This is a genomic window from Hominisplanchenecus murintestinalis (assembly GCF_943193015.1).
GTDB lineage: Bacteria > Bacillota > Clostridia > Lachnospirales > Lachnospiraceae > Hominisplanchenecus_A > Hominisplanchenecus_A murintestinalis.
In genome coordinates this window covers 1-24,043 of sequence record NZ_CALPCM010000007.1, presented here as the reverse complement: position 1 = coordinate 24,043, position 24,043 = coordinate 1, and the positions used below count along the sequence as shown (strand labels likewise).

Genomic DNA, 24,043 nt, shown 5'->3' with positions numbered 1-24,043 from the left:
GCTTACGCTGTAGATCTGCGTAACAGTTTATATACCTGCACTGCTACCATCTTACACTAAAACCCATAAAATGACAACAAAAACATCGTAACCACAACGCTATTTCACGGGCCTTGCAGCAAGTGCAAAGTCCTGAGCTAAACTGTTACAAAACCTCCTCTGTCAGCGCACATCCCTATATACAATATAGGTATTTACATTCCCGACCCTCTCATAGTCCAACGCCTGTATATTCTCATCCTGCCATTCATCCGCCGGGTAAATCAGGAAATTGCAGTCCAGCTTCCGGGAAATCCTGGCGATTTTCCGAAAATCCGGCGACTCTTTCAGCATTTCCTCTGCCAGCCGCTTTTTCTTTCTGCTGGTATTTCCCCGCCTGCCATAAGCCAGTTTGATATCCGGTGCATACTGCCGGATGAAGCTCACCAGCTCTTCCGGGGCCGTTACCCTTATCTCCCCATCTTCTGGTGCATTTTCCCTCATCATATCACATGCCCAGCATACCTCCGGAGGCAGCTTCAGAATATTCCCGGCCTTTTGGAACGGTCCGTCTGAGCCGTAAACACATCTTCCCGACAGTACCACAAGAGCTGCCAGAACCGCCAGGGTTCCCACACGCAGCGCCCTGCTCTTCTGCCTGTTCCATATCCTCGTGGCCGCATACGCCAGAATCATAGGAATCGGCAGCAGCCAAAACATCCTCCAGTAAACCAGCTCGCCAATGCAGTAATCCATGATAATCTTCGCCGTCACAGGGCAAAAATACAGCGCCGCAAAAATTCCCGTATAGGCTGCAAACAGACGGCGCTTGTCCTTTTCTTCCTTCGACAGCAGGATATACAGAAGCGCTAAAAGCAGCAGCGCGGGCTGCCAGCTTTCCCCTATATACCATCCCACCATTTTTACCGCTGACTTTAGTGTTTCAACCATAGCTTCCTCCTACCATCCACTTTTACGCCATTTCTATAATACAATATACACCGCCGCACACACAAGGCAGGGCAGGGTACACAAAACCGCCAGTCCCAGACGCTTCCACTGTTTCTTCAAAAGACCGTACAAAATTCCAAAAATCCCCAGCATAACCGGAGCCAGCATGATTCCCATGGAGGATACCAGGCTGCAGGATACCATAAGCAGCAGCAGCCCCATCCAGTCTCCGCTTTTCGACTCTCCCTGGAATACACGCATTCCGAAATAAAACACTGCCGGAAGAAGCAGCGCCGCCAGTACCGCTTTTCCCTGCCAGATACGGATAAGCATAAAAGTTCCCTGCGTATATACAGAATAATAGGAAAAGATATGAATCAGGGATAAAAAGCACAGGAACATCCCAGTAGCTTTCATATCTCCCCGAAACAGACGCCGCCCGATTAGCATATAGACGCCATATGCCAACGCTATGAAAAAAAGCGGCATTACCGTATGTGCCACTGCCGCAGGGCTCATCCCCACCGCCTCACTATAAAACGCCAGCATCACGGGAAATGGCGAAAGCACATATCGGGACGGCAGGCTTTTTACCGCATTTCCAGTATAAGCGCTGTACTGATACATGGTATCTGTCTCAATTGCCGTCGTCGCTGTCCCCACGTAAAACGAATCGTCCAAATCCGTAGACATCCCTACTGCATACACGCCAATCTGCAGAACAATCAATACGGCTGCCGCAAGGCATGTCCACGGTATCTCCCGTATCTTTTTTATTTTTCCCCAGATAAGCGGCAATATGCGTTTCCGCTCACAGACTGCCGAAATACCTGCCAGCGCCAGAATAACTGCTCCATAGGAATATTTCAGCATAGAAAAGGAAAGCCGCAGAAAAATCATCGGCACCGTCATAATTTCAAATACCGCAAACATCCCTGCGTAGCCGCAGAGCATCGTCAACAGAAAACTTTCTTTCTCCTCTTCCATCTTTCCTGTCACAAACAGGCCTGTGCAGAACGGAACGGCTAAAAACCACACCAGTATCCATATCGCTTTTACTGCCACCAAATCCCCTCTTTCCTACTTCCTCTTTGATTTATTCAGGCATATGCCCTCTTCATTAAACTTGTACCGCACACCGCTGATTCTCTTCGTCTTTCCCTGAATCGCATAACCGTATTTGCTGAAATAATACCAGCCCGCTTTCATTCTCTTCCAGGTCTTTTTTAACATCTTTCCGGTGCTTTTATCAAAATAGTATTTCCTGCCCTCATACGCAATCAGCCCCGTGCTTTTTCTGCCATTGCTGTCCAGATAATACTTCTCACCGCCGGATTCCACAATCCCTCTCTGCATCTGTCCGGCCTCATTGAAATAGTAGTAATATTTTCCAAGCTTTGCCCATCCCGTCCGTGCCGCATGTCTCTTCTTATGAAAATAGTATTTTTTTCCTTTGTAGTTTCTCCATCCGCTATAAAGTATACCGCTTTTATCCGCATAATAGCTGTTTCCGTCAAAGCCGGAAAAGAATCCTTTTTTGAGCATTCCCTTACTGTTAAAATAGTAATTCTTTCCGTCAACCGCCGTCAGGCCTGTCTGCCTCACGCCCTCGCTGTTAAAATAATACTTTTTCTTCGCAAGCGTCTGCCACCCTGTCACACGATAGCCATTGCTGTCCAGATAATACCATGCGCCGCCTGTATTCAGCCATCCGGAGGGCTGGCGCTGCCCGTCCTCTCTCACGTAATACCACTGCCCCTTTTCCTGGTTCCAGCCGATGGTGCTCTTCTTTTGCAGGTTATAATATTTCGCAATGGCTGTGGCGTCCGCCACGCCCATCTTCTTAATCTTTGCATTTGACCCATAATACTTTACGCAGTCCGCCGGGTTGCTCACAAAGCCGTGCTCCACAATCATGCCCGGAAACCCGGCCAGTACGCTCATCCTGACAATTCCGTAATAGTCTGCCAGCTTCTTATTAGGATAAGTATTTCCCGTTTCCGAAAGTTTGTATACCAAATCTCTGTTTTTAAATCCTATCTTCTCAAGCTCTGCCAGCACTGCCCGCGCTATCGCCCCTGTCTCTGCCGCCTGCTCCGGCCTGTAATTTCCCTTCGACACCATAACCTCAGCCCCTGTAGCTGTGGACTGCTGCTCTCCTGTCGAATTAATATGCTGGCTAATCAGCACAGTAGCTCCCATTTGCTCCGCATAAGCCACACGGTCTGCCAGCGAAAGAGCTACGTCCGTGCTCCGGGTCAGGTACACCCTTACACCTGCGTATTTCTCCAGCTCTTCTTTCGTATATTTCGAAATCTTCAAAGCAATATTCTTTTCTATGTAAGAGATGTTATCCCAGGTTCTGTAAGCGCCATAATCCGAGCCTCCATGCCCAGGATCAAGCACAACGACAATATCACCGCCGCCCCTGTTCAGCCCATTCCCCGGAGTAAACCCGCGATAGTTTTCAGAAGCTGCCGCCTCTGTCTCAGCCGTGCCAAGCATGCCATAAATTCCTTCCGCGCCTTCCGCTACTGGAATCTCCCCGACATCCTCCGACACCGCTGCACCCATCTCTCCATCCAGCTCTATTGCTGCGGCGTCCGCTACAGATGCCTCCACTGTGTCTTCCGCCGCCCGGAATGTCTGTATATCCAGCATATGCTCCACGCCGCCGCACACAATTCCCAAATACTGCAGCTGCCCTGTTTCTACTGCGTCATCAAGCAGAAACGCCGCATATCCGTCAACCACTTCCACAGCCTCTGCGCTCTGCATTTCTTCTCCAACCCCCCAAAAAAGTTCTGCACACTCCAGGCTCTCCCCTCCTGTGCGCACCGAGACAACCATTAGCCGGCTATCCGTCCCGTCTTCCCCTGTATAAATGTATTCAAGAACTGGAACCTCCTCTGCCGCCGCCTGTCGACTCATAAACATCCAGCACACGCCCAGTGCCAGAAAAAACCTCAACAGCATGCCCTTCCTTCGTTTTCTCATCATAGATTTCCCCTTTTCGTGCCTAATCTCTTTATACTCCGTAAACATTATACGTTTTCCGCCGTCTTATGTCAATAAAGCATCTGGTTCTGACATCCAGCATAACATGGAATCAGTCTTGTTTTCCAGCGTTTTTCTTATATAATATTAGTGGCAGGAGAGTTCCTAAGCTCCCTGCTGTATGTCAACAGATATTCTTTTGTATTATGCTCCGGTTCTTCCAGCACATCATTCAAAAGCGCTTCCAACACACGCCCTATCTCTTTGCCGGGTTCCATACCGTCCGCAATTAAATCCTTCCCGCTTACCGCCAGCTCTTTCATAGAAAGACACTGCCCTTTTTCCAGCACTTCTTCATAAATCCTGCCAACCATCTCAAGGCTGTGCAGCTTTTCTTCTCTTCGGCATCCGCTTTGAGCAAGGATATCCGCCCGCTGTACCTCAAAAAGCAGCGGCATCATCGCCCCTCCTACTTTATGAGCCATACGCCGGACACTCCTGGGAGTAAGCGCCGGGCGCAAATCATGAAAACGCACCAGACATTTCACCTTATTTATCGTATCATTATCAAACTTCCAACGGTGCAGGACTTCATTTGCCACGCGCACACTCTCTTCCGGATGTCCTATAAAATGATCCTGCCCCTTTTCATCTGCTGCACGGACAGCAGGCTTCCCCATATCATGAAACAACATCGCGAGACGCAGTACTTTGTCCGCCCGTACATTTATAAGCGCCCACAGAGTATGCTCCCCTACCGTGCAGAAATGATGAGGCGTATGCTGCTCCGTTCCCATCATCCTGTCAAATTCCGGCAAGATAACGGCTGTAATGCCTGTTTCATATGCCGTCCTTAATTCCTCAGGATGCGGAGACATAAGCAGCTTTGTCATTTCTGCCTGAATGCGCTCCGCACTGATTTTCGAAAGATTCCCGGCAAGCTTTGCAATAGCCTCCCTTGTGCTTTCTTCAATTGAAAAACCAAGCTGAGCCGAAAACCTTACCGCCCGCAGCATCCGCAGCGCATCCTCCGTAAAACGCTCTTCTGCGTTTCCCACACAGCGGATAACTCCTTTTTCTATGTCTCCCATACCGTCAAAAACATCCACCAGCCCGTCCCTTTCACTGTAAGCCATAGCATTAATCGTAAAATCGCGGCGCCGCAAATCCTCTGTCAGATTAGACGTAAAAACCACTTCCTTCGGATGTCTGCCATCCTCATATTCGCCATCAATCCGGTATGTCGTGACTTCATATCCCTCCCCGCCCAAAAGCACGGTAACTGTACCATGCTGCAATCCTGTATCAACCGTCCTTCTGAACAGCGCTTTTATTTCCAATGGCCTTGCGGAAGTGGTAATATCCCAATCATTCGGCCGACGCCCCAATATAGAGTCACGGATACATCCTCCCACAGCATAAGCTTCAAAGCCTGCTTCCTCCAGCTTCTCTATAATCTTTCTCACATTCTCCGGCATTGAAATCTGCATGGCGTTCTCCTTCTCGTGATTTCTGCAATTTCCTTCTCTACAAGTTTTCCGTCCTTTTCAGAACGCTCTTAGTCATTGTTAATTATAGCAGGTGAAATGCCGTATGACAAGAAACGCACAGACTCCGCATGTAATTTGTCTGGTTTTCAATTGCGGTTTGGCGCTTACCCCGGACAGTCACGGAACCGACAGTTCTCATGATTACGCCGGACGCTGCCCAGCCGGGGCGCCTGCCACTTTTCAGCCTTCTCTGTCAAGCCTCTCAAAAACTGCCCCCGCTAACTTGTCACAAAGGTATTGTAACCATATCTCCTGAGCACATTTTCCATTTTCACCGCATTATCCAGTTTTCCAAACTCTCCTACCACAACTTTGTAGTAACCGTCTTCCCAAATCGTGTATACCGGAAAGCCTTGCTGCTGCAACTGATAAAGCAGCGCTTCGGCGTTCTGGGGCTGTGTAAATGCTCCTGTCTGCACACGGTAAACCACGATTTCTTCCGCTTCCCCATTTTCAGGAAAGCTTCCTTCTATTTCCTGCGCCCTGTTATTTTCATGGATAGCCTGGAGAACCCCGTTGGCAATCCCCTGGGCAATCGCATCAAAATTCTCGTCAAAAATCCTGTTATCCACATCGCTGTTAATAAATCCTGCTTCCACCAATACAGCCGGCATCCTCGTCCTGCGGAGCACCGCCAGTCCCGGTCTTTCTTTGACACCGATATTGCGGAATCCCACCTGTTCCAGCTCACTGTTGATATTCTCTGCCATTTCTGACTTTATGCCGTTATTATCATAAACCAGGGTTTCTACTCCATTATACTGGTTTGGAACCGGACTGGAATTCCTGTGCAGAGACACAAAAAAATCTGCATTCTCTTCATTTCCTATCGCCGCTTTCCTAGAAGGGGTCTGATACACATCCTCTGTTCTGGTAAACACAACCTCCTGCCCGTTCCTTTCCAAGATTTCCCCCACAGCCAGCGCCAGCCGGAGCGTATCATCCTTCTCCTGCCTTCCCTGGAAAACTGCTCCGGAATCCCGGCCTCCGTGACCGGCGTCCACTACAATCTTTGCCATAAATAATCCCCTGCTATTTCTCTTTATAGCTATTGTATGTAAGCCCGGGCAAAATGTGCAGAACGTGCTGTTTTCTCTATCATTTTATACAGGAAAAGCCAGGCAAAGCATGAACTCATACCGCCCGGCTTTTCCTACATGGAAATCCATCCGAGTACGTTCGCAATCGAACTGAGAAGTATAATCACAATGCACACGGGAGCCAGATACTTCATAAATATATTATACATGCCCCTGCGCTTAAAAGCAGACGACTGTTCAACTTCCTGTGCAATTTTGCCAAGCCCTGCCACACGGGTAACCAAAAGACAGGTTGCCAGCGCAGCCACAGGCATCATAAGCGAATTTGTCAGAAAATCAAAAAAGTCAAGAATCGACATCCCAAACGGAGCAATAAAATCCAGCGCCCCAAAACCAAGTGCGGAAGCCAGTCCAAACAGAATGATAAGCGCCCCCATCAGCAGGGTAGACTTACGGCGGCTCCAGCCAAGCTGGTCTTCAAAAGTAGACACACCGGACTCCGCCAGAGAAATCGCACTGGTCAGCGCCGCAAGCAGCACCAGCAGAAAAAACATAACTCCCGCTCCCGTTCCAAAGCCCATATTCGCAAATACCTTCGGAATTGTAATAAACATCAGCGCCGGACCTGCTTTCAAAGTGTCCGGATCTCCGCCGGAAAATGCGAAAACTGCCGGGATAATCATAAGCCCCGCAAGTATGGCGATTGCCGTGTCAAACACTTCCACCTGCCCTGTTGACTTTTCAATGTCTACATCTTTCTTTATATAAGATCCGTAAGTGTATAAAATTCCCATAGCTATAGAAAGAGAATAAAACATCTGCCCCATAGCGGCAACCACCGTCATCCAGGAAAAATTCTTTACATTCGGAATCAAGAAATACTTTACTCCTTCCCAAGCGCCCGGCCTGGTCATAGAATATCCCGCCACAAAGACGGCCAGTACAACAAGCAGCGGCATCATCACTTTTGAAACCCTCTCTATTCCCTGCTTTACCCCGGCAAAGAGAACTGCCACAACCAGCAGCCCGAAAAAGAGAAACCAGCCCCCGGCGCTAATCCCATCTGCAATAAATCCTGAAAAATAGCCGTCTCCTGCAAGGACTTCTGTACTTCCTCTCAAATACTCAAACAAATATTTTAACACCCATCCCCCAATCACGCTGTAATAAGGTACAATCAACATGGGAATCACGGCATTTATCCAGCCGCCGAACCGAAACGGAAAACTCTTTCCAAATGCCTGGAAGGCTCCCACCGGGCTTCTTTTTGTCATACGTCCAAGCGCAGTCTCCGATACAATCAGCGCATATCCAAATGTCAGCATCAGCACCAGATATACCAGTAAAAAAATACCTCCCCCATATTTCGCAGCCAGATAGGGAAACCTCCAGATATTCCCAAGCCCCACAGCCGATCCTGCAACTGCCAGGACATATCCCAGCTTTCCAGAAAAACTGCCGCGGGACTTTCCTGCCTCCAAAGAATTTCCCGCACTTTCCTCTTTTCCCATCTTTCTCTTTCCTCCTACAATACTTTCCTTTTCATCTTTCTCTTAATCCACCGCCTCGCCCAAAAGCAGCCTTCGGCAAAGTCCGTGAACATCTTAAAGAACACAACTACCATACACAACAGCGGAACCATAAGCGCCATTTCCCAGCGGAAAATGCTGTAAATCCCTAAAAATCCCGGTGCCACGAGGATACCCGCGCAGAATATAACAATTATGCTAATGCTCAAAGCCCTTCTCAGCCAGTTCATCGGCCGGCACACTTTCACTACGACCATCATGGCTACGGCGCCGCCGGCTAAAAGATTAAACGTATAGGTCAGCGTTTCTTCCATATGCCAGAACCGCCCCAGAACCTGGATAACCAGCAGGCTCAGCACCATCGTCACCGCCGAAGGCAGGGCAATCCGCAGCACATGCCGCAGAAAACCGCTGGAGTTGACAGATTCTGTATGTTCCAGGGCAAGAATAAAGCTCGGAATCCCGATTGCCGTAGTGCTTATCCAGGAGAGCTGGATCGGAATAAACGGATACGCCCTCTCCAGCAAAATAAAAATCACGCACAGCAGCACGGAATAAATCGTCTTTGTCAGGTACAGGGAACTTACACGCTCAATATTCGTAATGATGGTACGTCCCTCACTCACAATATTTTTCAGGCAGGCAAAGTTGGAATCCAAAAGCACGATATGCGCCACCTGCTTCGCTGCGTCGCTGCCTGCCGCCATAGCAATGCCACAGTCCGAATCTTTTAATGCCAGCACATCGTTCACACCATCGCCTACCATGCCTACTACCTGTTTATTCGCCTGGTATGCCTGGACAATCCTCTGCTTCTGCTCAGGCTTCACACGGCCAAACACCGCATATTTCTCTACCTCCCTGCGCAGCTCCTGAAAGTCTTCAGGCAGCTCATTCGCGTCAATAAAGCGCTCTCCGCCTTCCAGCCCCGCCTTAACCGCTATCTGCGATACAGTCATAGGGTTATCTCCGGATACCACTTTTATATCTACCTGCTGCTCTCTGAAATAGCGGAATGTATCCATCGCCTCGGGACGAATGCAGTCTGAAATCACAACCAGCCCCACAGGTATTACATTTTCTACTTCCCCCGTATCCTCATGAATATCTCCGCACCTGCCCAGAAGCAGAACACGAAGCCCTTCCGCCGAATAACCGTAAACTTTCTGCCGCAGCTCTTCATCATCTTTATTCAGAAATTCCGGAGCGCCCAGCACATAGCAGCCTTCATTCTCAAATCGTATGGCGCGGTACTTCCTGTCAGATGAAAATGGGATTTTCCCCGAAATCCTCCATATTTTCGTCTGCCTAAACCTTTTCATCAGCGCTTTCTGGGTATTGTTCACATCATCAAAGGCATATGACATCTCATTCATAACCTGTTCAAGACGCTCAGTCTCCTCGTCGCCCACTGCCTCCAGCTCCACTACTTCCAGTTCGCCTGTCGTAATCGTCCCTGTTTTATCCAGGCAGAGCACATTTACCCTCGCCAGCGCCTCAATCGCCTCCATCTCCTGTACCAGCGCACGTTTCCTCGCCAAACGGCCTACGCCCAGAATAAAGGACACGCTTGTCAAAAGTACCAGACCTTCCGGAATCATACCGATAACCCCGGCCACAGTCCCAACCAGGCTTTCGGAAAATGTCGCGCCATCCACGTTAATCTGAGAACGGTACAAAAGAATACCAATCGGAATAATCAGGATACCCAGCACTTTAATAATCCGCTTAATCATGCGCTGCATTTCAGACGTTGCACGCTTCTTTGTCTTAGCCTTTTTTGCAAGCTGCACCGCATAATTCTCCTCTCCGACATGCTCAACTTTGCCGACCCCCGTTCCGGCTACCAGGAAACTTCCTGACAGAAGCTTATCCCCCTCCTTTTTCCGGACAGGCTTCGATTCTCCGGTCAGCATAGATTCATTCACTTCCATGCCGTCTGATTCCAATACGATGCAGTCCGCACAAATCTGGTCGCCGTTTGCCACCGCCACCACGTCTTCCTGCACGACTTCATCGATTGGGATTTCCTGCTCCTCCCCGTCCCGAATCACTCTCGCTTTCGAGGCTGTAATCACGGAAAGGCCGTCTACCAGTTTTTTTACTTTCATTTCCTGGATGATTCCTATGATGGAGTTTACGATAATGACGCCCATGAATGTGATATTCTTATATTGCCCCGATATAAGCACCAAAATTCCAAGGAAAAGATTTAGAAAATTAAAATATGTGATCGTATGGGTAATGATAATCTCTTTCTTTGTCTTAAAAATATTGTTGTTTGTGACATTTACCAGTCCCTGCTCCTTTTTCTGCCGGACCTCCGAAGCCGTCAGCCCTCTGTAATTTCCTTCTGCCATAAAACTTATGCACCCCTTTTTCCTGCGGCATATTTAACTCTATAAAAGAGTATACAAAACATGTCAGTTTTTGTACACCATATTCTTAAATTTTTAAGAACCTTCCTCTTATCTTCCTTTTTCCTTTTCTGTTTCTTTCATTTTTTTGTTTACGTATGGGAATTCTTTTGCTATAATAGGCAAGGAAACTTTATCTCGCTAAAGTAAAGCGAAAGTATATTCTATGTAAGAGGAGGAAAAAATATGTCATATGTTGATGAGGTTATTGCAAAAGTAGTAGCGCAGAACCCGGCGGAGCCGGAATTCCACCAGGCTGTAAAAGAAGTTTTGGAATCATTGAGAACCGTAATTGAGGCTAATGAAGACAAATTCAGAAAAGATGCCCTTCTGGAGCGTCTGGTAAACCCGGAAAGACAGTTCAAGTTCCGTGTTCCTTGGGTAGACGATAAAGGACAGGTACAGGTAAATACCGGATACCGCGTGCAGTTCAACAGCGCTATCGGGCCATATAAAGGAGGACTCCGTTTACATCCTTCCGTAAACCTTGGTATTATTAAATTCCTTGGATTTGAACAGATTTTCAAAAACTCTCTGACAGGGCTTCCTATCGGCGGCGGTAAGGGCGGTTCCGACTTTGATCCGAAGGGTAAATCTGACCGCGAGGTTATGGCATTCTGCCAGAGTTTTATGACAGAACTTTGTAAATACATCGGCGCTGATACCGACGTTCCTGCCGGAGACATCGGAACAGGAGCAAGAGAAATCGGCTTTATGTTCGGACAGTACAAGAGAATCCGCGGTTTATATGAAGGTGTTCTCACCGGAAAAGGACTTTCCTACGGCGGTTCCCTGGCAAGGACAGAAGCTACCGGATACGGCCTGCTTTATCTGACTCAGGAAATGCTGAAAATGAACGGCAAAGAGCTTGCCGGCAAGACAGTATGTATTTCCGGTTCCGGAAATGTAGCTATCTACGCCTGCCAGAAAGCACAGCAGCTCGGCGCTAAGGTAGTAACTATGAGCGACTCTACCGGATGGGTTTATGACGCAGAAGGTATCGACGTAGCTGCTATTAAGGAAATCAAAGAAGTAAACCGTGCCCGTCTGACCGAGTACAAGAAATACCGTCCGAACTCCGAATACCATGAAGGCCGCGGCGTATGGAATGTAAAATGCGATATCGCCCTTCCGTGCGCTACTCAGAACGAACTGCTTCTGGACGATGCAAAAGCCTTAGTGGCAAACGGCTGCTTCGCAGTTGCAGAAGGCGCAAACATGCCTACGACAATCGAAGCTACCGAGTACCTGCAGGCAAACGGTATCCTGTTTGCACCGGGTAAGGCTGCAAACGCCGGCGGCGTGGCAACCTCCGCTCTGGAAATGTCCCAGAACAGCGAGCGTTTAAGCTGGACATTCGAAGAAGTAGACGCTAAACTCCAGAACATTATGGTAAATATCTGCCACAACATGGCAGACGCCGCAGAGCGTTACGGAATGGCCGGCAACTATGTAGCAGGCGCGAACATCGCAGGCTTTGAAAAAGTGGTTGACGCTATGAACGCACAGGGCATTGTATAATTTATAGAAAAAATTGATTTCGGCTGCTGCAAGACATCCGTCGCGGCAGCCGATTTTAATAACATTCCAAACTTACAAAGATAACGCGGTAAACGCGTCAGAAAGAGGAAAAAATGAGCGAAAAAAAAACCATTCACATAGAGGACAAAGTACCTTTTCGGCTGCTTGTACCTCTCAGCATCCAGCATATGTTTGCTATGTTCGGCGCATCGGTACTTGTTCCCTTTATTTTTGGGATCAATCCTGCTATCGTACTTTTGACAAATGGCGTCGGCACACTGCTCTTTATCTTGATCACAAAAGGCAAAGCTCCCGCATACCTTGGCTCCAGTTTTGCATTCCTGGCTCCCGCGGGCATCGTAATTTCCAACTGGGGCTATGAATACGCCCTCGGCGGCTTCGTAGCCGTAGGTTTCTGTGGCTGCATCCTGGCGCTGATTATTTACAAATTCGGCACCAAATGGATTGACGTGGTACTGCCTCCTGCTGCCATGGGCCCTGTAGTCGCGCTGATTGGGCTGGAGCTGGCCGGAAGCGCGGCTTCTACCGCCGGAATCCTTTCCGGTACCGAATACGTGCTCGACGAAGCATCCGGGCTTTACAACCAGGTTGTAACTCCCGTTAATATGAACAATGCTCTCGTATTCCTGATTACCCTGGGCGTAGCCGTATTCGGGAATATCCTGTTCCGCAAATTCCTGGCTGTTATCCCGATTTTGATCGCGATTATCGCAGGCTATGTCTCTGCCGTCATATTCGGCGTGATAGACATGGCAACAATCTCAGAAGCGTTGGCAACGCCCTTTTTCACGCTGCCAAATTTTATGCTTCCGAAATTCAGCGCAGACGCTATCCTGATTATCCTTCCGGTAATCCTGGTTATCGCTTCTGAGCATATCGGACATCAGGTCGTAACAAGTGAAATCGTGGGACGTGATTTGCTGAAAGAACCGGGACTGCACCGCTCCTTGTTTGCAGACAACTTTTCCACTATGCTATCCGGTCTGGTGGGTTCTGTCCCCACGACTACTTATGGGGAAAATATCGGCGTTATGGCTATGACGAAAGTTTACTCCGTCCGGGTAATCGCCGGAGCTGCCGTGCTGTCTATCCTATGTTCTTTTATCGGGCCTATGTCTGCGCTGATTAATACAATTCCAGGACCCGTTATCGGCGGTATTTCTTTCCTGCTCTATGGCATGATCGGAACTTCCGGCATCCGCATTATGGTGGATTCCCAGGTAGACTACAGCAAAAGCCGGAACCTGACGCTTACCAGTGTGGTATTCGTCACAGGTCTTTCCGGAGCCGCCATAAGCTTTGGAAACGTACAGCTTACCGGCATGGTACTGGCATGTATCGTAGGTATGATACTTTCCCTGCTCTTCTATGCATTTGACAAATTCAAACTGACAAATGACAGGGATGAGGAATAAAATTGCCTGCTTCCCGGAATCATTTCATTAGAGGAGACAACATGAAACTACTTTTTGAATTTGGAATCATACTTTTTATCACATTTTTAGGGGAAGCACTCTATGCCGTGCTTCCTCTCCCTATTCCGGCAAGCATCTACGGATTGCTTCTGATGCTGCTTGCCCTGTGTACAGGAGTTATAAAACTTGAAAAAGTCAAACGTGCCTCTGATTTCCTGATTGAAATTATGCCGCCTATGTTTATTCCGGCAGCGGTAGGCCTTGTGGCTGTATGGGACAGTCTCATGCCAATGCTCTTCCCAATATCTGTTATCATAGCTGCAACTACTATACTGGTCATGGCAGTCACGGGCAGAACTGTCCAGTTTGTTATCCGCAGAAAGAAAGGGAGGAACCCGGAAAATGAGTGATTTTTTAAATAGCTCCTCCTATTTTGGAGTAACAGTCTGTATCATTGGATACGCCCTGGGCGTTTTCCTGAAGAAAAAATTAAAATTGGGATTACTAAATCCACTTCTGGTTTCCATCATCTTTGCAATCCTGGTAATCCGGATATTCGGCGTAGACTATGAAAACTTCAGCCAATCCGCAAAATGCTTAAGCTACCTGCTGACTCCTGCCACGGTCTGCCTGGCAGTTCCATTGTACCAGCAGCTTTCCATACTGAAACAGCACTCCTCTGCTGTCCTCCTTGGAATTCTCGCCGGGGTATTTTCCAGCTTGGGAAGCGTTCTGGGAATGGCAGCCCTGTTTGGCCTGGAGCACACATATTATGTAACTCTCCTCCCAAAATCGATCACCACTGCTATCGGCATAGGTCTTTCAGAGGAACTTGGAGGTATCCCTACAATTACCGTAGCGGTTATTGTCGTGACCGGCATCCTCGGAAATGTTATCGGTGAGCGAATATGCCGTCTGTTCCATATAGAAGAACCTGTAGCCGTAGGGTTAGCATTTGGAACCTCCTCCCATGCAATCGGCACCTCAAAAGCCCTGGAACTGGGTGAAATCCAGGGAGCCATGAGCAGCCTTTCCATTGCCGTATCCGGACTGTTCACCGTAATCGGCGCTTCTGTATTCACAAACTTCTTATAGCAAAGGTTATACAGGATTTTTACAAACTGCTATTTAGCTACATCAAGACAAAAGAAGCCCCCGAAAAAGCATTCCGCTTTCCGGGGGCTTCTCTCTATTTACTTATTACTTCACTTTAACCTTCTTGCTGCATCCGGCTTTCTTCAAAGCTTTCAGAAGTTTTGCTTTCTCTTTCTTGCTCATCTTCTTTGCGCTTACTTTCAGCTTCGCTGAAGTCTTTTTAAATGCGCCTGCTTTGATGCTCTTTAAAGCCTTGCCTTTTAACTGAACATTTGTCAGCTTCTTACAGTTCATAAACGCCTGTTTGCCGATTGTAGTAACGTTTTTGCCAAGGACTACTTTCTTCAGCTTGGGATTGCCCTTCATGACTTTTGCCCCAACCTCTACTACTTTGCATGTTACGCCGTTAATCTTTACTGTATCAGGAACGTTCAGTGTCGGCTTTTTCCTATTGATTACTTCTTTCAGCCTGGCTGTTTTCGCTTTTGCATTAATTACCTGATAACGGCCGTTGCCTGATTTACCAACGCTTCCATTCCGAATAGGCTCTTTCACCGGAGGATTCGGCGCTGGCCCCGGATTTGGATTCGGGTTTGGCGTTGGATTTGGTTTCTGCCCGCCGGAATTTCCCTGGTTAATTGGCTTATCCGGTTTTGCCAATGTCTCCTCCATGCTTGCCTTTGCCGCCGCCATATTTTGTTTTGCTTTTTCCAGCGTATCTTCAGCTTTTGCCAGACTGTCTTTCGCCTTGGCGATCTCTGCTTTCGCCGCATTTGCAGCCGCCTGCTTTTGTGCTTTTATTGCCGGGTCGGTTGCCTGCGCCGCTTCCATCATTGCGAGGGCATACGCTGCCTCCTGCTGTGCTTTCTCAGCTTTTTTCTTCGTCAGCTCTGCTTTCTGAACTTCCAGATCTGCCTGCGCCTTATTATAAACTGCCTGCGCTTTCTTCCATTCCGTTGTCGCGGCATTTACGGCTTTTTCAGCCTCTGCAAGCGTTTTCTTTGCATCGTCAACTGCCTTACCTGCTTCCTGTACGGCTGCATCCGCCGCTTTTTTCTCATCCTGCTTTTCCTTCAGAAGTTCTGCATTGTCAAAGACATCTGTTTTATAAAGGGCAAGCTCCCCAATAGCCGCAAAGTCTCCACCGCCTTTCAAAATACGGATCTGCAGATATTTACCTGTCACGGTCTCGTTAAACGGAACCTTAACTTCTGCTCCTGCCGCAACCTTTTCTTCTGCAACAGTCATATCTCCCTGTGCAATGATGTCGGAAACTGTATGTGTAGCCGCATCAAAGCTGTTTCCTACTATATATTGCAGTTTATGAACCAGACCGTTTGTATTGCCAGGTCTCTGCGTAAGTATAAAACCGCTGATCGCATCTATGCCGTCTTTCAGAGTCACTGTAGCAATTGCCGGATTCGTTTCGCTGACAGTAAAGCGTTCACCAGCCCACTGTGAGTGCCACCATGTGGACACGTCTCCGTCAATCGCGTTCTCTCCGCCCTCGCCTGATGCCTCTGTATTAACAACAATGCCTGTAAACGGCGCGTCCAGTAAAGAATCCTTTCCATTTACTACTGTTACAGAACAGCTCACCGTCTCAGAAGAATCCTGCTTCGACGTTGCAGTAATTTCTGCACTGCCTGCTCCCATTGCCTGCACGTAACCATCCGCATCCACGATTACTACATTCTCATCTGAACTGCTCCAGGTTACATCTTTTGACGCCGTAATTTTTCCAACATCCCCAAGCCCGTTCAATTCCATAGTTCTCTTATCTATGGTCAGAGCCTTTTCTCCTGCGCGCGGTTTTACTACCAGGTTATCAAGGATGAAATCTTTCTGTCCAAAACTATATTCCACGCCTTCTATTTCTGCAAACCTGGTACTGTAAAGCCCAAACCAGGACTGCCCTGTACCGGAACCGGTAATGGTAAAGCTGCACTTACCTGTTGTAGACTTCTGTCCAACTGCCGGAGCTGCCGTACCAGCCAGATACTCAGACTGCTCTGTAATACTCTCGCCATCACCAATCACCATATAGTACATATCGTCACGGCCTGCCTGATAGTCAAACGTAACATCATACGTTACGCCCGGCTCCAGATGCAAGTTCTGAGGAATGGTACGGTAAATCAGTCCGTTGTTATTTCCGTGATGCTTCAGAGACCACTTACCGCCGATCACGTCATCCAGAATCATATTTCCCCACCCAGACTGTGTATATGGGGCGTGCAGCTCAGACAAATGTGTCACATGGTCAGTCACACTCTGAGCCGGACCATATACAAACGGATAAATCCCCTGTACAACTTCTTCAAAGTCCTGTGTAAAGCTTCCATCCTCATGGACATTATTCAGCGTTTTCTGGACGATCCGGATGTCGTCAAAGTAAGTAATTCCCTCGCCTGCCTCGCGTCTCAGCACGAGAGTAGCGCTTGTAGACGCCGCTGTAAAGGAAACCAACATAATCTGCATATTGCTTCCCTGCATTCCTCGAAGATTATGTGCATCGCACTGCGTATAGTTTCCAGCTACTGATCTCAGTGTATAATTGGAAACAACTTTCGTTCCACCCAGCACTTCAATCCACGCCTTAGCGTCGCTCTTATTATCTACATAGACTTCCGCAACATAATTTTTGCCTTTTTCCAGACCTGAAATTTCTGTCATAACCTCAAGTTCTTTTTTCGCGCTGCCCATAGACAGATATTTATTCCCTGTCGCTACACGGACTACTTTCACATCTGCACTGTCCACATCGCCGCTCCATACCTGTGGGTTCAAAGCGCTTCCATTCTCGCCTGTACCTGCATAGCTGTTAAATCCTGAATCTTTCACATGTGTTCCTGTGCTCCATTCAGAAACTGTTTTCGGCGCTTCATCGCCTTTCAGCACAACATACGGCGTATCTGCCTCAGCAGTCAATGTAATCTTGCCATTCTTGACTTCAACGGTCTGTTTCCCTGTACGTCCGACATCTGTCAGTTTATAAACAATAACATTTGCCAATCCTGCCCAGTCTTCCTGAAGCTCCCATTCTGTTGTACCGCCTTCATAGTTGTAATGGTACAATTTCTCTTTTTTTGTCTCAGAATCCGTCCACGGAAGCAGATATTTTACCTCGTCCAGCACTGTCTTACCGTTCAGGGTAATGATTCTTTCAATATAATCATCATCCCTCTGCTCTTCTTTTCTGGTTACTACTACCGTATCGCCCTCTTTATTTTTCAGAGTAATCTGCTTTTCATGGTTTCCAACCGGAGACTGGCCTTTCGGATAATTCTCCCATTTGTAAACCAGGTAATGCTGCAAGAATTTTGTCGGTAAATTCTCTGCAAAAGTTCCTGTCATGTACGTATTGAAACTATCGTTCGAACCGCCCCAGCCCTCAAAGCCGGTAAGAGAAAATCCTCCAAGCAGCGGATTGTCAGCCGTACCGCCAAATCTTGGATAATTCAACACGTAAGAATCTTTCTGATGATTACGAAGAAAACGCATAACATCGCTGTTCATACCTTTCTTCGACTTACCGCCGTAATGTCCTTCTGTCGCCCAATGCTGCCATGTGGAATCATATTCTCCTTCTTCTCCAAACTCCGTAGAGAATCTCCAGCCCAGACTGTTAAACTGCTGTGCAATCTTACGTGTCTCCCAGGAATCGCCGTACCATACATCCAGGTACATGAAATCCAGATTTGTATCTACGGTCTGCTTTTTCTCAGCTACTGTATTCGCGATCGTTTCTGCGTCTGCTACAGTTTCATCTTCCCCTTCTCCTACAACTCCCGGCCATTTATTCGCATAAAGAGAAGTGTCATTCAACTGATCATACAGCTGAAGCATACGTTTGTAGCGAAGTCCGCTGCCAAGATCATACGGGCGGTTAATGGTAAGCGACTGGTCAAGCCATCCCCATCCTTTCACACCGACGCCATTAATCAATTTCTCGTTAAAACTCTGTGCTTCCGGATATGCTTCCTGCGCATTGACATGGATTCCCATCTGGGTATTGTACTTATGCGCAATAGAATTCAGCTTTTTCAGCTCTTCCAATCCTCCAAGACGGTCTGCGACATGCCCGTATTCGGAATTCGCAGAGTCATGTCCCTCGCTTCCGTACCCCTTCATCATAACTGCCTGAGGAAGTCCGTCCGTTGCCAGATATACTTTCTTAATATTATCGGCTGTTTTCAGATAAGGGTTTGTTGCCTGGCTGCTGAAGTTCATAGAAATACGATAGTTTACGAGTTCTTTCGTATTTTCCGAACCCATCGGATTATTCATAATATCACGGTATGCAATGGCTCCGTCCTGCCAGTCTACCGCCCCATCCTGATTCTCATCCCCTGCCAGGCACACTTTTGCACAAGGCAGCTCGCTTACCGGAGTCTTATTATAATCATCGCTATCATAATCTGCATTAAGCGCCAAATTGCCATATTCATGATACCAAAGCGCACTTGTCAACGACATGCTGTTTACGCCATTATTACGTACTAAACGCTTGTCTCCCGACATCTCTGAATTACTCCATACGCCTGCGCTGACCCCGTCTGCAGACAGGAATCCATACACGTATCCCGCAGAACTATTTGCCGCGAATCCATCCTCAAACGTAATCTCCTGGTCTCCGCTGACCTCTGTATCCGTAGATACATTTGCCCCCATAAACTGAGCGTCGCTCTGCTCGTCTGTAATCGTTACCAGGTTAAGTTCCGGCACTTCAATCGTATGAATCTTCGGACATCCTTCTTTTTTCTTGATTTCTGTAACTCTCCATATCAAATCATTCTGTTCTACAGAAATCTCCACTGTCATTTCCAAATCAATAGAATCTCTTTTCAGCGTCATTGGATATACAGCATTATTCTCACTGATTTTTACTTCACCCATAACAGGAGTAATCGCCACGCCATTGATTTTGATTGTGGAAAGCTCTTTTTCCTGTCCCTGAACAGTCTTCTCGCTCCCGCCGTCCGTCAGTTTATACTGCATAACCTGCGGGAATGTTTCGCTTACAGCTGCTTTTATCTTGTTTGTCTGGATGTAATGCTCATATACGGTCTCTGTTTTCGTCTCCAGTTCAATATCCCCCAGGGATTTGTCCTCAGTAATTGCAACGCCGGAAATCGTTTTTGCTACATATCCTTTTGCAGATACAGCCACATCATAGGTTCCCTCTTCCACTTCTACAGAAAAGCCGCCGTCGCTTCTGGTCTGTGCACTCTCATAGCCAATACGCACATTCGCTCCCTCAACCGGCTGGCCATTCGTATTTTTAACAGCGCCCGTTACTGTATGAACAGGTACCGGAGCTTCTTCCTGGAATGTCTGACCCGCACACTCCGCCAGAAAGCTCCAATTGTTGTCCAGCGCTGTAGTGCCAAGTTTCGCATCCGTAAAATGCATAGAAGTTGGAGAGCCCAGACGGAAACCAAATTTTCCATTATCTTCCACCACTTTCGCCAGTGTAAAGAAATCCTGCACATTTACGGACTTCGTGACATCGTTTACTTTAACTGTCAATGCCTCGCGGGCCAGTGAAATAGAAAACGTCGTCCTGGAACCGTCCGCCTGGTCCGGAATCCCTTCAATTGTATCATATTTAGTTCCGCCGCCATTCACATTATATTCATAAAACCAGTGGCTATCTTTATCATATCCTACGTACAGGAAATTGTTATCATTCAAATAAGTATAAAAGAAACCAAGCCTTGCATCCGCCGTACTGTCGCCCTGCTTCTCATATGTAACGCTAAACGTTCCGTCATTTGCAGGCATCCTTTCGGTGTTATGCAGCAGTACTGCTGCCGGCTTAGTAGATGCATTGGAATACGAATGATCATTCCCATTTCCGCTTCCTGTTTCCACATGATACCATTTCTTTGCCTCGGCCGCCTCCGCCTGCATCGCCGGAAGGCTTGACAGGACAGGCGTAAATGCCAGCACGAACGCCAGCAGACCCGACAGGAAAGAACGTATCAACCTCTTGCTGCTCTTTTCTCTCATCATAAATCCTCCTTTTAACTATTTCCCCTTGCTTACCAAGGAAGGCTGCTCTGGCTATTCTTTGGTAATTTCTTCCCCAGAGCATCCTTTTGTTACTATCCATTATACACATTCTCACAATTTTTTCTATATCTTTTAGCAATTTTATGTGTCTTTTTTCTAAAAACAGCTATGCAGGACCATGCACGCAGTCAAAGACCCCGCCGCAAGCAACAGGGCATCAAACTTGAAACGCCCCAAAGGGCGGAGTATTTGAGCCTCGCGGCAGTCGCCAAATGCCTGCAAGCAGTCACTTGGCTCGTTGCTCGCGGGAATAAAAAAAGCTGCGTCAGCAGCTTTTTTCTATACCTAAATCCTCTTTTTAGACAGCAAAAAAGCGCGAGACGGGACTCGAACCCGCGGCCTCGACCTTGGCAAGGTCGCGCTCCACCAACTGAGCCACTCGCGCATTTATGTTCTCTTGAACACAGATAGTATCATACTATTTTTCCCGTATTTTGTCAATACCTTTTTATCGTAAAATTACGCTGAGCACATACTGGTTATTCGGCAATGCAATATGGGTGATATTATCCAGCTTAATCAAATCCACATCAACCCATAACTCTTCCGCCGCCACCATCACATGTGCCAGCATAATCCCAAAATTAAACTCACTGTGCGGATTCCTCTTGCGCCGAAACCCTGACGCCTTCTTTGAAAATACATGAAAACGGTTTTCATATACAGCAAATCTCCAGGGCTGGCCATTAAAACTGGATGGAGCCAGCCGTGCAGCTTCCAGCATCTCTCTCACATGGGTTTTCGGCTGGCCTTTAAACACACATAGCTCTTCCATTGGCAGCCTTCTGTACTCCTGGTTTTTCCCTCTGCCCTTCGGGTATCCAAAAGCCATCACCATCACGCAAGAAAGCCCCTCCTCCTGCTGACTGTTCCTGGGCACCCCAGCCATCCCCTGATAACAGGTTCCCACACCCTGAGAAGTGAGGTAAAGGGCTATCTGCTGCATGACATATCCCGCATTCATCTCGCTCTTTTCCTTCTGTTCCGTGAAAACCGCCAGGTAATGCGGGGCAGAAACATTAGAAAAACCCGAAAATCTAATTTTTTTCCCACGTTCAGGAAAAACCTGTATACGAATTCTGATTTCCGGAAACAGCGGCTCTGTTTCATCCAGGAACCGGAATATTCCTTCTATAACACTATCCTCTACTGCCTCCTTACGGTATTTCCGCACGGAGTGCCTGGCATACATCGCTTCATATAAATTCATATTCGTCACCTGTTGAACATCCTGGCAATTTTCCCCTGCCGTCCACCTAAAATCACTAATCCTTCAGACAGCTCTGGCTGTCACTTGTTTGTTAAGATATTGTAACATAATTTCAAAGAAATGCAACCAATTCCTTTATATTTTTGAAACTTTTCCACTGAGATAGTATGTCCATTTTCTAAAATAGCCGAGACTGTGCAGCTCAAATTTTCCGCGTTCCATCGAAACTTCCAGCCATTCTTCCAGAGTTTTCTTTCCCGGAAGCCATTTGCGGCGGTGTACTTTTGACTCATAGCAGTAATCATCAAACCCATCCCCAAGCCGGTATGCTTCCAGCGAAAAGTTAAACATCGCAAGACTCTCATGGTACAGTTTTCGGGGACGCGGATGCTCCCGTTCCGCCACACCCGGCATAAATTCTTTCTCACGTCCCAGTATCCAGTTCAGAAATGGGTCATATAAATAATATACCGAAGGAACATAAGGAAATTCCAGTCCCTTCTGCCCTTCTGCGTCATGATAATGCAGGATGATTTTTATTTTCAGCAATTCCCGTTCTACCGATACCGCCGCAATCTGCTGCCTTAAAATCTCCTCCTTCCGTATCGCTGCCTCTCCTCCTGTCTCACTTTCCCTAAAAAAAAGAATTCTGTCTTTGCCATATCCAAACACATACGCATAAGACTGCTGGCTTGTACGCCGCTTCGGTGCATGTACAAACTGATAATCAGAAAAGGCTCCTTTTATCCAGGCGTTTACCGCCTCCGCATATTGTTCCGGAATTTCCTCTGCACTCCAAATCCGCACCGGCCATTCGCTCACCGTAGGACGTCCGTCCACTCTGCATTTTTTCCTCAGCATATCATTTCTTCCTCTCCGTCATATTTTTCCGCCAACAGCTTTTATTTTCGTATACTATGAATTTTCCTGATATTTATTGACTACTTATCTGCGGAAGATGATTGCCTCTGCAATACGTTCTGCCTCCTCTTCACCCTTCAGGCAGGAAATCATCTCAAGCCCAAAAGGAATTGCCGTCCCCATCCCTCTGCTGGTAGTGATATGCCCGTCTGTCACCACCTGCTCTCTCAGCACTTCCGCACCGGCCAGGCGCTCCTCAAAGCCCGGATAGCATACAGCCTTCTTTCCTCTCAGAAGCCCTAAATCTCCCAGCACACTCGGCGCTGCGCAAATTGCCCCGATTCTGATTTTCTGTTCATCTGCTTTCTTTAACAATGCAGTTAATTTTTCACACGCACCCAAATGCTTCGTCCCCGGCATTCCTCCCGGCAGCACCAACATGGCTGCCTCTTCCAGAGAGACCTCATCTATAGAGGTATCCATTCCTACACAGATACCGTGGCTGCCCGTCACGCTGCCCTCCCCCGAAATCCCCGTCATCTTCACGGAAACATCTGCCCGGCGCAGCAAATCCACTACTGTCAGCGCTTCAATCTCTTCAAAGCCCTCTGCAAAAAATACATATACGTTCTTCATTGTCCCGGTTTCTCCTCCTTCTCATTTTACAGACGAAGCCTACAAGCCTACAATCTGAATTAATTATACTACCATTTTCCCTTTCTGTGTAGTATAATACACCTCAAATCGCGGTTTGTCAGAGAGCCTGACTCTTATCCCGCCTGATTCTGGAGGAATTTATGGAAATTGAACGAAAATTTTTGATTACGGAACTCCCGGAAAACCTGACGCAGTATAACTGCCGCCGGATTGAGCAGGGCTACCTGTGTACTGCTCCCGTGGTGCGTATCCGGCGCCAGGATGAAGAATATTACCTTACCTATAAGTCTAAGGGTATGATGGTTCGTGAAGAATACAATCTTCCTCTGACTGCAGAAGCCTATGCACATCTCAGAGAAAAAACAGACGGAAACTTGATCAGCAAACAGCGCTACCTGATTCCGCTGAATGAAACATTAACGGCTGAATTGGATATCTTTGACGCCCCGTTTGCGCCGCTTATGCTGGCAGAAGTAGAATTTTCTTCCGAGGAAGAGGCAAATTCTTTCGTTCCGCCCGCATGGTTCGGGGAGGACGTTACTTTTTCAGGAAAATATCACAACAGCTATTTAAGCTGTCTCAAATTCTAAATATGGTAAGCGCCGGACAGCATCTTCTCCTGTCCGGCGCTTATATATATTATATATGATATTGGGGTCAAAAGCCCCGCTATAGTACCTTGAAAAGTTCATATATTTTGTAGTAAATACAAGCCTAAATAG

At 47.5% G+C, this 24,043-nt stretch carries 16 protein-coding genes and 1 tRNA gene; 5 read left to right on the top strand and 12 right to left on the bottom strand.

What is annotated here, in order from left to right:
• Window positions 1-162 precede the first annotated feature (162 nt).
• The 7 genes from NFR99_RS04420 to NFR99_RS04390 all read right to left on the bottom strand — a co-directional run bounded on the left by NFR99_RS04420 (window position 163) and on the right by NFR99_RS04390 (window position 10,406).
• Window positions 163-930: a hypothetical protein gene (locus tag NFR99_RS04420; protein ID WP_120481367.1), complete on the bottom strand. Its 768-nt coding sequence runs from the start codon at window positions 928-930 to the stop codon at window positions 163-165.
• A gap of 33 nt (window positions 931-963) precedes the next feature.
• Window positions 964-1,995: a DUF6077 domain-containing protein gene (locus NFR99_RS04415; protein ID WP_120481366.1), complete on the bottom strand. Its 1,032-nt coding sequence runs from the start codon at window positions 1,993-1,995 to the stop codon at window positions 964-966.
• Window positions 1,996-2,010: 15 nt separating this feature from the next.
• Window positions 2,011-3,930 (bottom strand): N-acetylmuramoyl-L-alanine amidase, encoded by a 1,920-nt coding sequence (locus tag NFR99_RS04410; protein WP_251352897.1) that lies wholly within the window; start codon window positions 3,928-3,930, stop codon window positions 2,011-2,013.
• A gap of 134 nt (window positions 3,931-4,064) precedes the next feature.
• Window positions 4,065-5,417 carry a CCA tRNA nucleotidyltransferase gene (locus NFR99_RS04405; protein WP_251352895.1) on the bottom strand — a complete coding sequence of 451 codons (1,353 nt, stop codon included), beginning with the start codon at window positions 5,415-5,417 and terminating at the stop codon, window positions 4,065-4,067.
• 278 nt (window positions 5,418-5,695) lie between these two features.
• A complete protein-coding gene (locus NFR99_RS04400; RefSeq protein ID WP_135975065.1) occupies window positions 5,696-6,496 on the bottom strand; it encodes an N-acetylmuramoyl-L-alanine amidase in 801 nt (266 codons plus the stop codon).
• A 134-nt stretch (window positions 6,497-6,630) separates the two neighbouring features.
• Window positions 6,631-8,028: a sodium-dependent transporter gene (locus tag NFR99_RS04395; protein WP_251352893.1), complete on the bottom strand. Its 1,398-nt coding sequence runs from the start codon at window positions 8,026-8,028 to the stop codon at window positions 6,631-6,633.
• 14 nt (window positions 8,029-8,042) lie between these two features.
• Window positions 8,043-10,406, bottom strand: a complete 2,364-nt coding sequence (locus NFR99_RS04390) for an HAD-IC family P-type ATPase (protein ID WP_251352891.1) — start codon at window positions 10,404-10,406, stop codon at window positions 8,043-8,045.
• A gap of 243 nt (window positions 10,407-10,649) precedes the next feature.
• Between NFR99_RS04390 and gdhA the strand changes: the two genes are divergently transcribed.
• The 4 genes from gdhA to NFR99_RS04370 all read left to right on the top strand — a co-directional run bounded on the left by gdhA (window position 10,650) and on the right by NFR99_RS04370 (window position 14,515).
• Entirely contained in the window at window positions 10,650-11,984 is a 1,335-nt protein-coding gene (gdhA, locus tag NFR99_RS04385; protein WP_135975071.1) for an NADP-specific glutamate dehydrogenase, read from the top strand.
• A gap of 113 nt (window positions 11,985-12,097) precedes the next feature.
• Entirely contained in the window at window positions 12,098-13,420 is a 1,323-nt protein-coding gene (gene uraA / locus NFR99_RS04380) for a uracil permease (protein ID WP_251352889.1), read from the top strand.
• A gap of 41 nt (window positions 13,421-13,461) precedes the next feature.
• Complete coding sequence (locus NFR99_RS04375; protein WP_120481360.1) at window positions 13,462-13,830, top strand: CidA/LrgA family protein; 369 nt, start codon at window positions 13,462-13,464, stop codon at window positions 13,828-13,830.
• Window positions 13,823-14,515 carry an LrgB family protein gene (locus NFR99_RS04370; RefSeq protein ID WP_120481359.1) on the top strand — a complete coding sequence of 231 codons (693 nt, stop codon included), beginning with the start codon at window positions 13,823-13,825 and terminating at the stop codon, window positions 14,513-14,515. Before NFR99_RS04375 ends, NFR99_RS04370 begins: the two co-directional genes overlap by 8 nt.
• 105 nt (window positions 14,516-14,620) lie before the next feature.
• On the opposite strand, the gene NFR99_RS04365 is transcribed toward NFR99_RS04370, so the two are convergent.
• The 5 genes from NFR99_RS04365 to NFR99_RS04345 all read right to left on the bottom strand — a co-directional run bounded on the left by NFR99_RS04365 (window position 14,621) and on the right by NFR99_RS04345 (window position 23,300).
• Window positions 14,621-20,533, bottom strand: a complete 5,913-nt coding sequence (locus NFR99_RS04365) for an endo-alpha-N-acetylgalactosaminidase family protein (RefSeq protein WP_251352888.1) — start codon at window positions 20,531-20,533, stop codon at window positions 14,621-14,623.
• A 372-nt stretch (window positions 20,534-20,905) separates the two neighbouring features.
• Window positions 20,906-20,978, bottom strand: a tRNA-Gly gene (locus NFR99_RS04360).
• Window positions 20,979-21,041: 63 nt separating this feature from the next.
• Window positions 21,042-21,803, bottom strand: a complete 762-nt coding sequence (locus NFR99_RS04355; protein WP_135975081.1) for a nitroreductase family protein — start codon at window positions 21,801-21,803, stop codon at window positions 21,042-21,044.
• A 135-nt stretch (window positions 21,804-21,938) separates the two neighbouring features.
• Complete coding sequence (locus tag NFR99_RS04350; RefSeq protein ID WP_251352879.1) at window positions 21,939-22,664, bottom strand: hypothetical protein; 726 nt, start codon at window positions 22,662-22,664, stop codon at window positions 21,939-21,941.
• Between the two features lie 84 nt (window positions 22,665-22,748).
• Window positions 22,749-23,300: a DJ-1 family glyoxalase III gene (locus tag NFR99_RS04345; RefSeq protein WP_120485787.1), complete on the bottom strand. Its 552-nt coding sequence runs from the start codon at window positions 23,298-23,300 to the stop codon at window positions 22,749-22,751.
• Window positions 23,301-23,461: 161 nt separating this feature from the next.
• Here NFR99_RS04345 and NFR99_RS04340 point away from each other — a divergent pair, with 161 nt between their 5' ends.
• Window positions 23,462-23,911 (top strand): CYTH domain-containing protein, encoded by a 450-nt coding sequence (locus NFR99_RS04340; protein WP_135975085.1) that lies wholly within the window; start codon window positions 23,462-23,464, stop codon window positions 23,909-23,911.
• Window positions 23,912-24,043 lie beyond the last annotated feature (132 nt).

Excerpts from the sequence above, each read along its gene's own strand:
- NFR99_RS04410 (WP_251352897.1), bottom strand. The coding sequence starts at position 3,930 with ATGATGAGAAAACGAAGGAAGGGCATGCTGTTGAGGTTTTTTCTGGCA.
- NFR99_RS04400 (WP_135975065.1), bottom strand. The coding sequence starts at position 6,496 with ATGGCAAAGATTGTAGTGGACGCCGGTCACGGAGGCCGGGATTCCGGA.
- NFR99_RS04345 (WP_120485787.1), bottom strand. The coding sequence starts at position 23,300 with ATGAAGAACGTATATGTATTTTTTGCAGAGGGCTTTGAAGAGATTGAA.
- NFR99_RS04370 (WP_120481359.1), top strand. The coding sequence starts at position 13,823 with ATGAGTGATTTTTTAAATAGCTCCTCCTATTTTGGAGTAACAGTCTGT.
- NFR99_RS04390 (WP_251352891.1), bottom strand. The coding sequence starts at position 10,406 with ATGGCAGAAGGAAATTACAGAGGGCTGACGGCTTCGGAGGTCCGGCAG.
- NFR99_RS04350 (WP_251352879.1), bottom strand. The coding sequence starts at position 22,664 with ATGCTGAGGAAAAAATGCAGAGTGGACGGACGTCCTACGGTGAGCGAA.
- NFR99_RS04355 (WP_135975081.1), bottom strand. The coding sequence starts at position 21,803 with ATGAATTTATATGAAGCGATGTATGCCAGGCACTCCGTGCGGAAATAC.
- gdhA (WP_135975071.1), top strand. The coding sequence starts at position 10,650 with ATGTCATATGTTGATGAGGTTATTGCAAAAGTAGTAGCGCAGAACCCG.
- uraA (WP_251352889.1), top strand. The coding sequence starts at position 12,098 with ATGAGCGAAAAAAAAACCATTCACATAGAGGACAAAGTACCTTTTCGG.
- NFR99_RS04405 (WP_251352895.1), bottom strand. The coding sequence starts at position 5,417 with ATGCAGATTTCAATGCCGGAGAATGTGAGAAAGATTATAGAGAAGCTG.
- NFR99_RS04395 (WP_251352893.1), bottom strand. The coding sequence starts at position 8,028 with ATGGGAAAAGAGGAAAGTGCGGGAAATTCTTTGGAGGCAGGAAAGTCC.
- NFR99_RS04420 (WP_120481367.1), bottom strand. The coding sequence starts at position 930 with ATGGTTGAAACACTAAAGTCAGCGGTAAAAATGGTGGGATGGTATATA.
- NFR99_RS04340 (WP_135975085.1), top strand. The coding sequence starts at position 23,462 with ATGGAAATTGAACGAAAATTTTTGATTACGGAACTCCCGGAAAACCTG.
- NFR99_RS04375 (WP_120481360.1), top strand. The coding sequence starts at position 13,462 with ATGAAACTACTTTTTGAATTTGGAATCATACTTTTTATCACATTTTTA.
- NFR99_RS04365 (WP_251352888.1), bottom strand. The coding sequence starts at position 20,533 with ATGATGAGAGAAAAGAGCAGCAAGAGGTTGATACGTTCTTTCCTGTCG.